Raw genomic sequence first — 12,696 nt, forward strand, 5'->3', positions numbered from 1 at the left:
CGCGGATTTCGTGCTGGATCCACCCGCAGGAGACACGTTTGGTGCGGAAGCGGCCAGCGCTCTCAGCCCAGGGGGTAGGGCGCGAGGGCGCGGGCGGTGACGAGGGCTGCGGTCATGGCTTCGTGGCCCTTGTCCTCCTGGGAGCCCTCCAGCCCGGCCCGGTCGATTCCCTGCTGCTCGGTGTCGCAGGTGAGAACACCGAAGCCCACGGGCCTGCCTGAGTCGATGGCAACCCTGCTCAGGCCGTCGGTGGCGGCCTGGCAGACATAGTCGAAGTGCGGAGTGCCGCCGCGGATGACGACGCCGAGTGCGACGACCGCATCGAAGTGCGGGGCCACTCGGGCCGCGGCGACAGGCAGCTCGAAGCTGCCGGGCACGCGGATCAGCGTGGTGTCTGCTCCGGTCTCGGCGGCGGCGCGCTGGGCTCCGTCGACGAGGCCGTCCATGATCTGCGTGTGCCAGGAGGCGGCGATGATGGCGACGCGCAGGTCGGCGGCGTCGACGGTGAGTTCGGGTGCTCCGAAATGGGCCATGGCTGTGTCCTTCGTTCAGGGCTCCGGTGAGCCGGGTTCGTGGATGATTCGGGGTGCGTGGCTGATGCCGTTCGTGCGTGATTCGGGGCGAGGGTCCGTGAATGCTGAGAGTCGGTGAATGGTGAGGACCCGTCCGCGCAGACTCAGTCTCAGCTGGCGACGGCCCCGGGCGCGGGGGTGCCCGCGACCTCCGGCAGCGCGAGCGCATGGTGCATGCGCTCGCGCTTCGTGGTCAGATAGTGCGTGTTCTCCGGCCGCGCCGCGATCTCGAGCGGCACGACCGCTTCGACCGTGATGCCCAGCTGCTCGAGCGATTCCGTCTTGGCCGGATTGTTCGTCAGCAGCCGGATGCGAGTGAGCCCGAGTGAGCCGAGGATCGCTGCCGCGGCACGGTAGTCGCGGGCGTCGTCGGTGAATCCGAGCTCGCGGTTCGCGTCCACGGTGTCCCTCCCCTGATCCTGCAGCGCATAGGCGCGCAGCTTGTTGCTCAGACCGATCCCGCGTCCTTCGTGACCGGTCAGATAGATCACCGCTCCACCGTGCTCGGCGATGACATCGAGCGCCTGGTCGAGCTGTTCCCCGCAGTCACACCGGTGCGAACCGAAGACGTCCCCGGTCAGGCACTCCGAATGCACCCGCACGAGCGGCGTCGGACCGGCCGAAGTCGTCTCGAGAGACCCGGCGAACACGCCGAGGTGGTCGTGCCCGTCGATCGTGAATGCGCGGGCCCGCAGGTGCCCGTGCTTCGTCGGCAGCGGCACCTCTTCGGTCGACATCAGCTTCTCGTCAGCTGAGTCCGGATCGGCCGGCTTCTCCGTCGCGGGCGATGGGGACCCGGCCGGGCGCCCATCGGTCTGCGGAGCCGCGTCGCGTTCCTCGAGGTAGGCGATGAGCTGTTCGATCGAGACCATCACGAGCTCGTTGTCATCGGCGAAGTCGCGCACCGCATCGAAGCGCATCATCGAACCGTCGTCGTGGACCACCTCGGCGATCATCGCCACCGGTCGGGCACCGGCCAAGCGCGCGAATTCGACCCCGGCCTCCGTGTGGCCGGGCCGCTCCCGCACACCGCCGGACTTCGCGACCAGGGGGAAGACATGACCGGGACGCGAGATCGCGGCGGGATCCGGGTCTGCCGCAGCGAGGACGCGACCGGTCCGGGCGCGCTCGGCGGCACTGATGCCGGTGGTCACACCCACCGCGTCGCAGCTGATCGTGTAGGCGGTGCCCTTCGGGTCTTCGTTGTCGGCGACCATGGGCGGCAGCTGCAGGGCGGCGGCGCGCTCGGCCGTCATCGGGGCGCAGATGACGCCGGAGGTGTGCCGGACGAAGAAGCCCATCGTGGCGGCATCGGCGAATTCGGCGGCCATGATGAGGTCTCCCTCGTTCTCCCGATCCTCGTCGTCGACGACGAGGATGGGCCGACCTGCGGCGATGGCGGAGACGGCGTCTTCGATCGGATCGAGACGGCTGGAATGGGCGACTGATTCAGTCATGATCGACTCCTTGGTGTGTGTTCGTCGCGGGGTGGGGACTCGCCGAGGCTGGCCCCGGGTGGGTCGGGGCGGTGTCGTCGACGGCATGGAAGGACAGGAGGCGGGCGGTGTACTTCGCGAGCACGTCCGCCTCGATGTTCACGGCCGCTCCGATCTCGAGCTCGCCGAAGGTCGTGTGGCTCAGCGTCGCTGGGATCAGCCCGACTTCGACCCATGCGGTGGCCTCAGTGGGTTCGGACACGGCGGTCAGGGTCAGGGACACCCCGTTGAGGGTGATGGAGCCCTTGACCGCGGTCAGCGGGGCGAGTCCGGCAGGGATCGCGATGCGCAGGGTGGACCAATCGGGCCGGTCGGTGCGGTCGACGAGTTCGCCGCATCCGTCGACGTGCCCTTGGACGATGTGGCCGTCGAAGCGTCCCGAGGCGGGAGTGCAGCGCTCGAGGTTGACCCGGTCCGCCGTCTGCAGCCTGCCGAGACCGGTCAGGCGCAGGGTCTCGCCCATGACCTCGGCGGTGAAGAGCCCCGGCTGCTCGGCGTCCTTCCGTCTCGTCGAGGTCAGGCAGACGCCGTTGACGGCCAGGGAGCCGCCGAGCTCGAGGTCGGCGACGAGCTCGCCGGCATCGATGGTGATCTCGGCCGAATCGTTCGTGTATTCGATGGCCTCGACGGTGCCGAGTCCTTCGATGATTCCGGTGAACATATGCCTCCGTGGTGCTGATTGCTGGGTGATGGTGGCCTGGTGCTGATGGCTGGCAGATGTGTGGTCAGCGCTGTGGTGCGGGCCGAGTGACCGGTGCAGGCGGGGCGATCGGCCATGGGCGGACCTGCGCGGTGGACTGCCCGCGGCCGAGCGCTGTCGCTCGGCTGTCCGGCGGCGCAGGGGCCGTGGTGAAATGCAGCAGGAAGTCCGGGCCGAGCCGCGAGACTGCGGGCACCTCGGTGTCGTCGGGGATCAGCCGCAGCGCCTCGCCGAGGGTGTCGATGCCCAAGCCGTCGACACTGGAGCGCCCGGGACCGATGAGCATCGGGGCCTGGTAGCAGAAGACTTCGTCGACGGCTCCGGCGGCGAAGAAGGCGCCGAGGACCCGCGGCCCGCCCTCGACGAGCAGGTGGCGGACGCCTTCGGCATACAGTCGTTCGAGCGCCGCGTCGATGTCGTGGGTGGGCAGCCGGAGAGTGTCCGGGTTGAGCGCGAGGAAGGACTCGGCCGGCAGCGGAGAGGTGCCGAGCACGACCGGTCGCGGCTGGTTCGGCAGCGGGGAGCCGTCGCCGTCGCGCGCGTTGAGACGGGGGTCATCGGCCAGGGCCGTGCCGGTGCCGACGAGGATGGCATCGACGCGGGAGCGGATCTCATGCGCATGGGCCCGGGACTCCGGCGAGGTGATCCACTGGCTGGTCCCGTCCGCGGCGGCGACGGCCCCGTCGAGACTCTGCGCGATCTTCGCCGTGACGAAGGGCCGGAGCTCGGCCATGGTCTGCGCCCACCGGGCGTTGAGGGCTTGGGCGTCCTCCCGGTGCAGTCCCGACCGCACCTGCAGACCCGCCTCGGCGAGGATCCGGCCACCGCCGGAGGCGCGGGGGTTCGGGTCGGGGGAGGCGAAGACGACAGAAGGGATTCGGGCGGCGATGATCGCCTCGGTGCACGGCCCGGTCCGCCCCCGGTGGGAGCAGGGTTCGAGGGTGACGAACAGCGTCGCGGTGCTCAGATCGATGTCGAGGTCGTGGGCGGTGGTGATGACGTCCACCTCGGCGTGGGCGGTCCCGGCTCCCGCATGATGACCGGTCACGATCTGCCCGTCCGCGGTCAGGACAGCGGCACCCACCAGCGGATTGGCCCCGCGGAAGCCCTCCCGCGCAGCGTCGAGGGCGGCCGACATCGCCGTGGATTCGAGTTCGGTGAACTCCGCGTCCAAAAGAAAACCTCCCGAGCCTTCGCCGGGAGGGAGGATATTGCGGGTGCAACCATCAGGGTGTCTCGGATGCGCGCCGGTGCCGTCGAATGCACCGAAACACAGCGGCCGAGGCCACCATGCTCCTCCCATCCAGACTCTGACTGTCGGTTTCGGAATTTCACCGAATCAGCCGCCGGCGCGAAGCTGGCGGGTCGCGGACTGTGACCGCCGGTACGGAATTTCACCGTCCCCGGAACATGTGAGGCCAGGTTAGCACGCCGATCGCCGAGGCGGGAATGGCATCGGTCACAGACCGAGTCCATCGGCCGGTGGGCTGAGCGATTTGCAGGGATGCATAACCTGGGTATATAAATAAGTTATGGATGATGTGGATTCGGCAGAGCTCGTCTCGCGGCTCGTCGTCGTCTCGTCGCGCCTGACTCGGGCGTTTCGGCGAGTGATCGGCAATGAGAACTCCTTGGCGACTCTGCGCGCGCTCGCCGTCGTCGAGCAGTATCAGCCCGTTCGGGTCGGCCATTTCGCGCAGGGGTATCTGAGTTCGCAGCCTGCGGCGACGAAGCTCCTCGCCCGACTCGAGGAGGCGGGTCTCGTGCTCCGGGAGGCGAGTCCGACCGATGGGCGCGCTTCCCAGTTCTCTCTGACCGAGGAGGGCCGCCAGCGGCTGGCCGAGAACCGGTCGATCATGATCGAGCAGATGCAGCCCTATTTCGAATCGCTGTCCCCCGATGAGCGGATGAGCGTCGATCGCGCGCTGGGGCTGGTGTCGGACTTCCTTAAGGACCGCCACCCGGTCGACAGCGCCGAGGAGGCTGTGCAGGAAGCGCCCGTACAGGAAGGTTCCGTGCAGGAGGATTCCGTGCAGGAACGCGACGGGGACGGATCCACGGAGGTCGAGCCCGCCTGATCCGGGCGCGACCGCGAATCACCCACAGATTTCACCACATATCGCACCACAGGGAAGGGGCCGCGGCCACCAGATGAGAGCGTCAACCGACAACGAAGCACCAGGAGACACCGCAGCGGAAGCATCCATTCTGCGTCAGCCGCGAGCCGTATGGGCCGTGGCATTCGCCGCGGTCATCGCGTTCATGGGCATCGGCCTGGTCGATCCGATCCTGCCGGCCATCTCGGCCGAGCTCGATGCCACACCGGCACAGTCGATGCTGCTGTTCACCAGCTACCTGTTCATCACAGGCGGCATGATGTTCTTCACCAGCTTCCTGTCCTCGCGCATCGGCGCCAAGACGACACTGCTCGTCGGGCTCGTCCTCATCGTCGCGTTCTCCGCCCTCGCCGGGTTCTCCGGCACGGTCGACCAGATCATCGGCTTCCGGGCCGGCTGGGGACTGGGCAATGCGCTGTTCATCTCCACGGCGCTGTCGACGATCGTCGGCGCGGCCTCGGGCGGTGCCGATAAGGCGATCATCCTCTACGAGGCGGCCCTGGGCGTGGGCATCGCCACCGGCCCGCTGCTGGGCGGTCTGCTCGGCGGCATGTCCTGGCGCGGGCCCTTCTTCGGCACAGCTGTCCTCATGGCCATCGGCTTCATCGCCATCGTCGTGCTGCTTCCGGGAGGTACGAACTCGAACGGCCCCACCGCCGAGCCGATCAGGCTCAGCGCCACGTTCCGCGCCCTGGCTCGGCCGGGCGTGGCCGTGCTGGGCGTCTCCGCTCTGCTCTACAACTTCGGCTTCTTCATCCTGCTGGCCTACAGTCCCTTCCCCGTCGAGGCGGCCGCCGCGAAGATGGGCATCGAGGAATTCGGTGCCATGGGGCTCGGGTACGTCTTCTTCGGCTGGGGCATCTGCGTGGCAGTCACCTCGGTGTTCGGTGCTCCGCTGCTGACCAAGCGCATGGGCCGTCGCCGCAGCCTCATTGTCACGCTCATCGGACTGGCCGCGCTGCTGGCCGTCATGTCGTTCATCGTCGAATCGTTCATCGGCATCATCGTCTGTGTCGTGATCGCGGGACTGCTGCTCGGCCTGCTGAACACGATCTTCACCGAATCGGCCATGGAGGTCAGCGACCTGCCCCGCCCGGTGGCCTCGGGAACCTACTCGGGCGTGCGCTTCGTCGGCGGCGCAGTGGCGCCGATCGTCGCGGGCTCGGTGTCCGAGTCGATCAGCGCCGGCGCACCCTACCTCTTCGGTGCCGGAGCCGCGCTGCTGTCGGTCGTGGTCATCTCGCTCGGCTGGAAAGCGCTGCGTCGCGTCGACGGACACATCGACGAGACTGCCGTCGACGAGGCCTATGCGCTGACCGGTGGCGATTCCTGAGCCCTGGCTCCCGTGGCCCGGCACAGCGGTGTTGCAGATCTGAAACCGGGTATTCACGTGATCGACGGGTGCGATAAGGCAGAATGGTGATCGCGCTTCCTGATGATCGGCTGAAGGAACCCTGACGATCAGCGGAAGAGTGCCGCCGGAAATATCACCTAACAATGAAGGCCATCATGTCCTACGACGCGAACGCAGCATACAACTCGGGCTCCGGAGCGCCCGGCCAAGGAATGCCAGGCGCCGGGACGCCCGGCGGACAGGGGTACGGTGCACAGGGCTTCGGCGGAGCGCCTCGCGGAGCCGCCAGCCCCGACGACCTCTCGCTCCCGCTCTACGGTGCGTCCTTCGGGCAGGCCATCAAGCGCTTCTTCAAGAACTACACGAAGTTCTCCGGACGCGCCTCGCGCAGCGAATACTGGTGGGCGTACCTCTTTGTGACTCTGCTGCCGGTGATACCCGGGATTCTCTGTGGGATCGGCGTGGGGATGTCGGCGGCATCGGCCTCGATGTCGGCCGCGGACCCCTACGGCATGTCGGCAGGCCCGTCCGGTGGGGCCTTGGCGCTCACCGGGATCGGCGGCATCCTGATGCTTATCATCGGTCTTGCGACGATCATCCCGTACCTGTCGATCTCCTGGCGCCGTCTCCATGATGCGAACTACCCGGGACCGATGTGGTTCCTCCACTTCATCCCCGGAGTCGGGTGGATCATCGTGCTCATTCTGATGGTCATGGAAACCAAGCCCGAGGGCCAGCGCTTCGACGCCTGACCTGCCAGGGTTCGAGGAGTCTGAGCGACCGCGGAGTCGGGGTAACCAGGGTGATCGTCCGGAGGGTCTCCTGACCGCTCGAACCGCCTCGTCGGTGGCAGTCTCCTCCCGCTGTGCGGTCATCACGCCCCGTCCGTGCCATCTCCTCCCGCTGCGCGACCATCACGCCCCGTCAGTGCCATCTGACACCGTTGCATCGGTGCGAGTTGGCATCGGCGGGGCGTTTCGTCTCTCGAAAAGCGGTGCGGAGCGTCAGAGTCGCGAAATGTGATGCTGTGCCTCCGCTGAATTTGCAGAGACCCCCGCGCCGAGCTCGCGGAGACTCACCGGTCGCGCAGAGAGCTCGTCGGCCGGGCAGGAGACTCACCGGTCGCGCAGGGAGCTCGCCGGCCGGGCAGGAGACTCACCGGTCGCGCAGGGAGCGGATGAACGACCAGACCATGGCGGCGAAGACGATCGCCCAGACGGTGAAGCCGACCCAGAACCAGTGCTGACCGATCCACTCGATCGCCGGCACGTGGTCCGAGTTGCCCAGGTACATGCTCGCCACTGCATACATGCCCAGCGGAAAGACCATGCTCCACAGCCCCGCCGAATAGCCCAGCGGTACGCGGTGGCGCAGATGACGCCAGGCCCCGGCCAGCACGAGCGAGGGGATGAGCCACGTGGCGAAGGCCCACAGCAGAGCCGAAGAGCCTCCGACGAGCAGACGCGTCGCATCGAGGAGCGGCGTCGATTCGAGTTCGAGGATCCTGGAGCCCGCAACGATCGAGATCGCCAGCGCGCCCATCGTCACCCAGTACGGGGCGTCGAAGTCCTCCGGCTCCAGTCGGTGCAGCAGCACCCGTACCCCGAGGAAGACCGCGCAGGCGATATAGAGCGCGAGGCCGACCGACCACATCACCACGGCGAGCAGTGACAGGGGCACCACGAGCTGTGGGGCGGTGTTCGTCTTCGGCAGCGCGATGGCCAGGCTCGAGGCCGCGACCGCCACGGACTGTGCCGCGACGACCCAGACGAACCACGTGCCGTTGACCCCGGTGACGACCGGGCGGATGCTCGAGCCGAGCACAGCGGTGAATGGGATCGCATAGCCGAGCACGAGCCACAGCAGGCCTCCGACGCAGAACAGGACCATCGCCACAGGTATGACGCCGAGGCCGACGAGGGCGGTGACGAGGACGTTCGTACCCGCGATGATGGTGAAGAAGCCGAAAGCCCGGTTCGGATCGTGGAGGTCGTGGCGAAGGCCCTGCCGGAAGCGCAGAACCCGCCAGAGGGTGAGCACGATGAAATAGGCGTAGAGCGCGACCGCCACCCAGAACAGCACCGCCGAGATCAGCGCGAGTCCTTTGAACTGTGCGCCGATCGAGACGATGCCCGTGGCCATGACCGAGGCGAAGCAGCCGGGGGCGAGGGTCGCCGGGTTCAGTCCCCAGTCCCTGTGCAGTTGCGAGAGATCGCCGCTGGCTGTGCTCATCCGTTCCTCGTTCTCGTTTCCCTCTTCTCCACCTTCGATACTACGACCCTCGGGCAGGTTGTGCCCTCGGGCCGCCGAGGGACTGTGTGATTGCAGACATTCGCCCGCGTGAGATTCAGAATCGCGGTCGGCTTGATTATAGTTACCTATGGGTAACTTGACCCGAATCGGGGTATGCCGCAACGAGCGCGCCGCAGTGGCGTAGTCTGCTCAGAAACGGGACGTGCGGATGCACCCCAATGCGATCGACCGACGCAGACACAGACGACGCAGGCACAGACGATTGGGAGCCAGGGCAATGGAGAGCACATCGGACACGCTCACCGAGGATGCCGAAACCAGCAGCGATGCGGTCCATCTGCAGGGCTGGGGCATGTCAGGAAAGCAGGGAAGCGTCTTCTCGGGCATCGATCTCGACGTGCCGACCGGCGGCATCGCGATCATCCGCGGCCCCGCCGGCAGCGGCAAGACCTCGCTCCTGCTCTCCATCGCCGGGCGGATGCGCGTCTCCGCAGGGGAGGGCCGCCTCGGCGATCTGGATATCCGGAAGCAGGCCCGCGCCGCCCGCGAGCACGTCGCCGTCGGGCACGTCGAGGGGCTGACCGATCTGGAGAACGACTTCACGGTGGCCCAACACGTTGCCGAGCGGCAGATCATGTTGCAGCCCTGGTACAAGCCGTGGGTGTCGAAACCGTCGCTGCGCGAGGTCATCGGTCTCATCCGCGATACCTTCCGCTCGGCGACCGAGTTCATCGATGAGCTGCCCGAGGGGACCTTCTCGACCGAAGACGCCCGGGAAGCCGACTTCCTCATCGACGCGGACGGTGAGGTGTTCGTCTCCGAGCTGAGCGAGCTGCAGAAGTTCCTCCTCGAGTTCGGACTCGCGAGCCTCAGTCGGCCGCCGCTCATCGTCATCGACAATATCGACTACCTGCGTGAACGCTCCGATCGCGCCCGGGCATGGGCCGGTCTGCTCATCTACCAGGAGCTGCGGAAAACGAGAGACCCGGACAATCCGCTCACGTTCATCGTCTCCTGCGAGGATTCCTCGGAATTCGACATCGCCCTGGAGGCTCTGCAGTCGGAGGTCTCGCCCACCGGGGTGAGCGAACTGCAGCTCAGCCCGCACCAGCCCCCACGCCACTGAGGCCGCCGCACTCCGTGATCCCTTCACTTCGACCCCAAAGGTGATTCTTCGATGTTCTCCCTGCCATGGCTCGAGCTCTCTCGCTTCAAACGGCACGCGATCACCCGTCTGGCGATGATCGTCGTCGCCGTCATCCCCGCCATCTACGGTGGCCTCTACCTCGCCTCGAACTGGTCTCCGACCGACCACCTCGACAAGCTGCAGGCGGCAGTGGTCAACGAGGACACAGGGGCGAAGAAGCCGGACTCCGACGGCGAATCCCTGCACGCCGGCGATGAGCTCGTCGACGAGATCACGCCCAAGGGCGAGGGCGGCTTCGACTGGGAAGAGACCTCTCAGAAGGAGGCCGATGAGGGACTGGCCGAGGGCAAGTACTTCGCCGTCCTCGAGATCCCTTCGGACTTCTCCGAGCAGCTGGTATCCACCGGTGGCGACGATCCGGAGCAGGCAGGGCTCCAGCTGCGCACCGACGACGCCCACAACTTCATCGTCGGCCAACTGGCCGGCACGGTGCTGACCGAGATCAAGTCGAGCCTGAACGAGACCACCACGGCCGAATACGTCTCGGAAGTCTATGTCGGGTTCAACGACATCCACTCCCAGACCGAGAAGGCCGCCGACGGAGCCTCGCAGCTCAACGACGGCTCCATCGAACTCCACGACGGCACCGGCGAACTCGTCGACGGCACGACCGAACTCGACAAGGGCGTCGGCACTCTGCAGAAGGGCATCGGCGACCTCGACGACGGAGCCGGCGAACTCGTCAAGGGAAGCGGCGACCTGAAGACGGGCGCGGACACCCTGGCGAAGTCCACCACCGAGGCGAAGAACGGTTCGAAGGACCTCGCCGACGGGGCCGGCCAGGTCGCCGACGGCACCTCGCAGCTGCGCGACGTCGCCGATGAGACCACCGGAAAGGCCGAGGATCTCAAACGGAAGGCCGACGACCTCGTCGACGGTGCCCGGCCCAAGCTCGAAAGGGCCGAAGGCGACTTCGACGATGCCCGCACCACCGTGCGCGGGGACATGGACGACCGGATCAAGCAGCTCCAGGAGGACTACCCGGACGATCCGAACGTGCAGCGGCTCGCCGAGGACATGAACGGACTCGGGGACGACCTCGACTCCGCTCATGAGCGCGCCTCCGATGCCAAGGACGAGGCCAAGAAGCTCGAGGACCCGGTGACGAAGGCCGTCGACGACGTCATGGCGAAGATCAAGGCCGCCGACAAGAAGATCGGGCAGCTCGACGACGGTGCGCAGCAGGTCTCGACGGGAGCCGATGACCTGCACTCCGGCCTGGTCAAGCTCGATGCCGGAGCGGGCAAACTCGCCACAGGTGCCGGTGATCTCAATGACGGAGCCAAACAGCTCAAGGACGGCACCTCCCAGGCGAAGACTGGCGTCGGCGACCTCAAGGACGGCTCTTCGCAGCTCGTCGACGGGTCGAAGGAGCTCGACACCGGCGCCGGCAAGCTCGTCGATGGCTCCGGCGAGCTCTCCGACGGCCTCGAGGAGGGGCTCAAGCAGATTCCGACCTATGACAAGAACGACCGCGACCACCGCTCGGACGTCGTCGCCGTGCCGGTCGATGCCGATAAGGTCAAGGACAACGCGGTCGACGCCTATGGTGAGGGCCTGGCGGCCTTCTTCGTCTCCCTGGCGCTGTGGATCGGCGGAATGATCACCTACATGGTCATCAACGCCATCCCGTATCGCGCTCTGGCGTCATCGGCGAAGTCCACGCGCATCGCCTGGGCCGGCTATGTGCCCGGTCTCCTCTTCGGCATCGCCCAGGTGGCCGTGCTCTACCTCGTTCTCACCTTCGCGCTCGACTTCTCGGCCGGCGCCTGGCTCTGGACCCTGCTGTTCTCCATCCTCGTCGCCGCGAGCTTCCACTCCGTGCATCAATTGTGCGTCGCGGCGCTCGGGGGAGTGGGCAGACTCATCGCCCTGGTGCTGCTGATGATCCAGATCGCCTCGGCCGGAGGGACCTATCCGGTCCAGACGGCACCGGGGATCTTCCAGATCATCTCACCGTTCCTGCCGATGACCCATGCGGTCAACGGACTGCGCACGCTCATCGCCGGCGGCGATATGTTCATCGCGGCGCAGTCGGCGGTGGTCCTGCTGTTGATGACGCTGATCTGCCTGGCCGCGACCGTCGTCGTCTGTTCCCGCAAGCGCATGGTCACACTCACTCAGCTCCACCCGAGCCTGAGTCTGTAGGCGGCCAGGGCGCGTCCGCCCGATGCGGGCTCGAGGCGTCGTCTCCTGCGGCGCTCTCTCCCGAGAACTGGTCACGTTCGGATACCGGATCGCCGATTTCGTATCCGAACGCGACCAGCTCTCGCTGTGTTCAGTGCCGCGACAGACGACGGCGGTGGAGGGTCGAGAGCCCGGGGGACCTGCGAGCTGGACGAGCCAGCCGCCCTACCCGAGTGCCAGCCGGACGGCGAGGATGATGAGCACGATCGCGATGAGCACATCGAGGACCTGCCACACCCGGGGCCGGGCCAGATAGCGGGAGAGCCCGCGGGCGCCGTAGCCGATGCCGAGGAACCAGGTGATCGAGCCGAGCATCGCGCCGATCGTGAACGGCCCGACGCCGCCGGGTCCCTGCTGGTTGGCGAGGTTTCCGAGCATTACGACGGTGTCGAGATAGACGCCGGGGTTGAGGAACGTCAGGGCCAGCGTGGTCACGATCACCGACTTCAGGCTGCGCTGATGCGTGTCCGCCTCGAGCCCCGACGCCGTCCTGGCAGATCTCAGGCTGCTCCACGCGAACCACAGCAGATAGGCCACGCCCAGCCACCGCAGGACCTCCAGGGCCCACGGGGCGAGGAGGACGATCGCCCCGATTCCCACGGTTCCCGCGCCGATGAGCAGCACATCGGCGAGGATGCAGATCCCGACGACGACGCCGAGGTGCTCGCGCCGGATCCCCTGCCGGAGGATGAGCGCGTTCTGCGGCCCGACGGCGATGATGAGCGACCAGCCGGTGAGCATTCCGGTGATGAGATGAGCGAGCACGGCTTCAAGAGTAAGGATCGCCGGGAGATAAGAAAAACAACAGAA

11 protein-coding genes and 1 riboswitch are annotated in these 12,696 nt (G+C 67.0%); of the genes, 5 read left to right on the forward strand and 6 right to left on the reverse strand.

The features are described 5' to 3' along the window. Positions 1–62 precede the first annotated feature (62 nt). From ribH to ribD, 4 genes are all read right to left on the reverse strand, one after another. Positions 63–533 (reverse strand): 6,7-dimethyl-8-ribityllumazine synthase, encoded by a 471-nt coding sequence (gene ribH, locus IHE57_RS02210; RefSeq protein ID WP_209370483.1) that lies wholly within the window; start codon positions 531–533, stop codon positions 63–65. A gap of 149 nt (positions 534–682) precedes the next feature. After that, entirely contained in the window at positions 683–2,029 is a 1,347-nt protein-coding gene (ribA, locus tag IHE57_RS02215; protein WP_209370484.1) for a GTP cyclohydrolase II, read from the reverse strand. Beyond that, positions 2,022–2,729, reverse strand: a complete 708-nt coding sequence (locus IHE57_RS02220; RefSeq protein ID WP_209370486.1) for a riboflavin synthase — start codon at positions 2,727–2,729, stop codon at positions 2,022–2,024. Before IHE57_RS02220 ends, ribA begins: the two co-directional genes overlap by 8 nt. Positions 2,730–2,793: 64 nt before the next feature. Beyond that, positions 2,794–3,942, reverse strand: coding sequence for a bifunctional diaminohydroxyphosphoribosylaminopyrimidine deaminase/5-amino-6-(5-phosphoribosylamino)uracil reductase RibD (gene ribD, locus IHE57_RS02225; RefSeq protein WP_253719829.1), 1,149 nt, complete (start codon positions 3,940–3,942; stop codon positions 2,794–2,796). Between the two features lie 113 nt (positions 3,943–4,055). Next, positions 4,056–4,183: riboswitch (FMN riboswitch) on the reverse strand. 117 nt (positions 4,184–4,300) lie between these two features. On the opposite strand from ribD, the gene IHE57_RS02230 reads away from it, so the two are divergent. The 3 genes from IHE57_RS02230 to IHE57_RS02240 all read left to right on the forward strand — a co-directional run bounded on the left by IHE57_RS02230 (position 4,301) and on the right by IHE57_RS02240 (position 6,991). Next, entirely contained in the window at positions 4,301–4,846 is a 546-nt protein-coding gene (locus IHE57_RS02230) for a MarR family winged helix-turn-helix transcriptional regulator (protein WP_209370489.1), read from the forward strand. A 73-nt stretch (positions 4,847–4,919) separates the two neighbouring features. Continuing rightward, on the forward strand, positions 4,920–6,218 hold the full coding sequence (locus tag IHE57_RS02235; protein WP_209370492.1) for an MFS transporter: 1,299 nt from the start codon (positions 4,920–4,922) through the stop codon (positions 6,216–6,218). Positions 6,219–6,394: 176 nt separating this feature from the next. Continuing rightward, positions 6,395–6,991 carry a DUF805 domain-containing protein gene (locus IHE57_RS02240; RefSeq protein WP_253719830.1) on the forward strand — a complete coding sequence of 199 codons (597 nt, stop codon included), beginning with the start codon at positions 6,395–6,397 and terminating at the stop codon, positions 6,989–6,991. 403 nt (positions 6,992–7,394) lie between these two features. On the opposite strand, the gene IHE57_RS02245 is transcribed toward IHE57_RS02240, so the two are convergent. Beyond that, positions 7,395–8,471 (reverse strand): tellurite resistance/C4-dicarboxylate transporter family protein, encoded by a 1,077-nt coding sequence (locus IHE57_RS02245; protein ID WP_209370494.1) that lies wholly within the window; start codon positions 8,469–8,471, stop codon positions 7,395–7,397. Between the two features lie 298 nt (positions 8,472–8,769). On the opposite strand from IHE57_RS02245, the gene IHE57_RS02250 reads away from it, so the two are divergent. After that, on the forward strand, positions 8,770–9,618 hold the full coding sequence (locus IHE57_RS02250; protein WP_209370496.1) for an ATP-binding cassette domain-containing protein: 849 nt from the start codon (positions 8,770–8,772) through the stop codon (positions 9,616–9,618). Between the two features lie 51 nt (positions 9,619–9,669). Continuing rightward, complete coding sequence (locus tag IHE57_RS02255; RefSeq protein WP_209370499.1) at positions 9,670–11,847, forward strand: YhgE/Pip domain-containing protein; 2,178 nt, start codon at positions 9,670–9,672, stop codon at positions 11,845–11,847. Positions 11,848–12,051: 204 nt separating this feature from the next. Here the strand turns inward: IHE57_RS02255 and IHE57_RS02260 are convergent, their stop codons facing one another. Then, complete coding sequence (locus IHE57_RS02260; RefSeq protein WP_366933829.1) at positions 12,052–12,651, reverse strand: LysE/ArgO family amino acid transporter; 600 nt, start codon at positions 12,649–12,651, stop codon at positions 12,052–12,054. Positions 12,652–12,696: the final 45 nt, after the last annotated feature.

It is taken from the genome of Brevibacterium renqingii, from assembly GCF_017808105.1.
Lineage (GTDB): Bacteria > Actinomycetota > Actinomycetes > Actinomycetales > Brevibacteriaceae > Brevibacterium > Brevibacterium renqingii.

Excerpts from the sequence above, each read along its gene's own strand:
- ribH (WP_209370483.1), bottom strand. The coding sequence starts at position 533 with ATGGCCCATTTCGGAGCACCCGAACTCACCGTCGACGCCGCCGACCTG.
- ribA (WP_209370484.1), bottom strand. The coding sequence starts at position 2,029 with ATGACTGAATCAGTCGCCCATTCCAGCCGTCTCGATCCGATCGAAGAC.
- IHE57_RS02220 (WP_209370486.1), bottom strand. The coding sequence starts at position 2,729 with ATGTTCACCGGAATCATCGAAGGACTCGGCACCGTCGAGGCCATCGAA.
- IHE57_RS02230 (WP_209370489.1), top strand. The coding sequence starts at position 4,301 with ATGGATGATGTGGATTCGGCAGAGCTCGTCTCGCGGCTCGTCGTCGTC.
- IHE57_RS02235 (WP_209370492.1), top strand. The coding sequence starts at position 4,920 with ATGAGAGCGTCAACCGACAACGAAGCACCAGGAGACACCGCAGCGGAA.
- IHE57_RS02240 (WP_253719830.1), top strand. The coding sequence starts at position 6,395 with ATGTCCTACGACGCGAACGCAGCATACAACTCGGGCTCCGGAGCGCCC.
- IHE57_RS02245 (WP_209370494.1), bottom strand. The coding sequence starts at position 8,471 with ATGAGCACAGCCAGCGGCGATCTCTCGCAACTGCACAGGGACTGGGGA.
- IHE57_RS02250 (WP_209370496.1), top strand. The coding sequence starts at position 8,770 with ATGGAGAGCACATCGGACACGCTCACCGAGGATGCCGAAACCAGCAGC.
- IHE57_RS02255 (WP_209370499.1), top strand. The coding sequence starts at position 9,670 with ATGTTCTCCCTGCCATGGCTCGAGCTCTCTCGCTTCAAACGGCACGCG.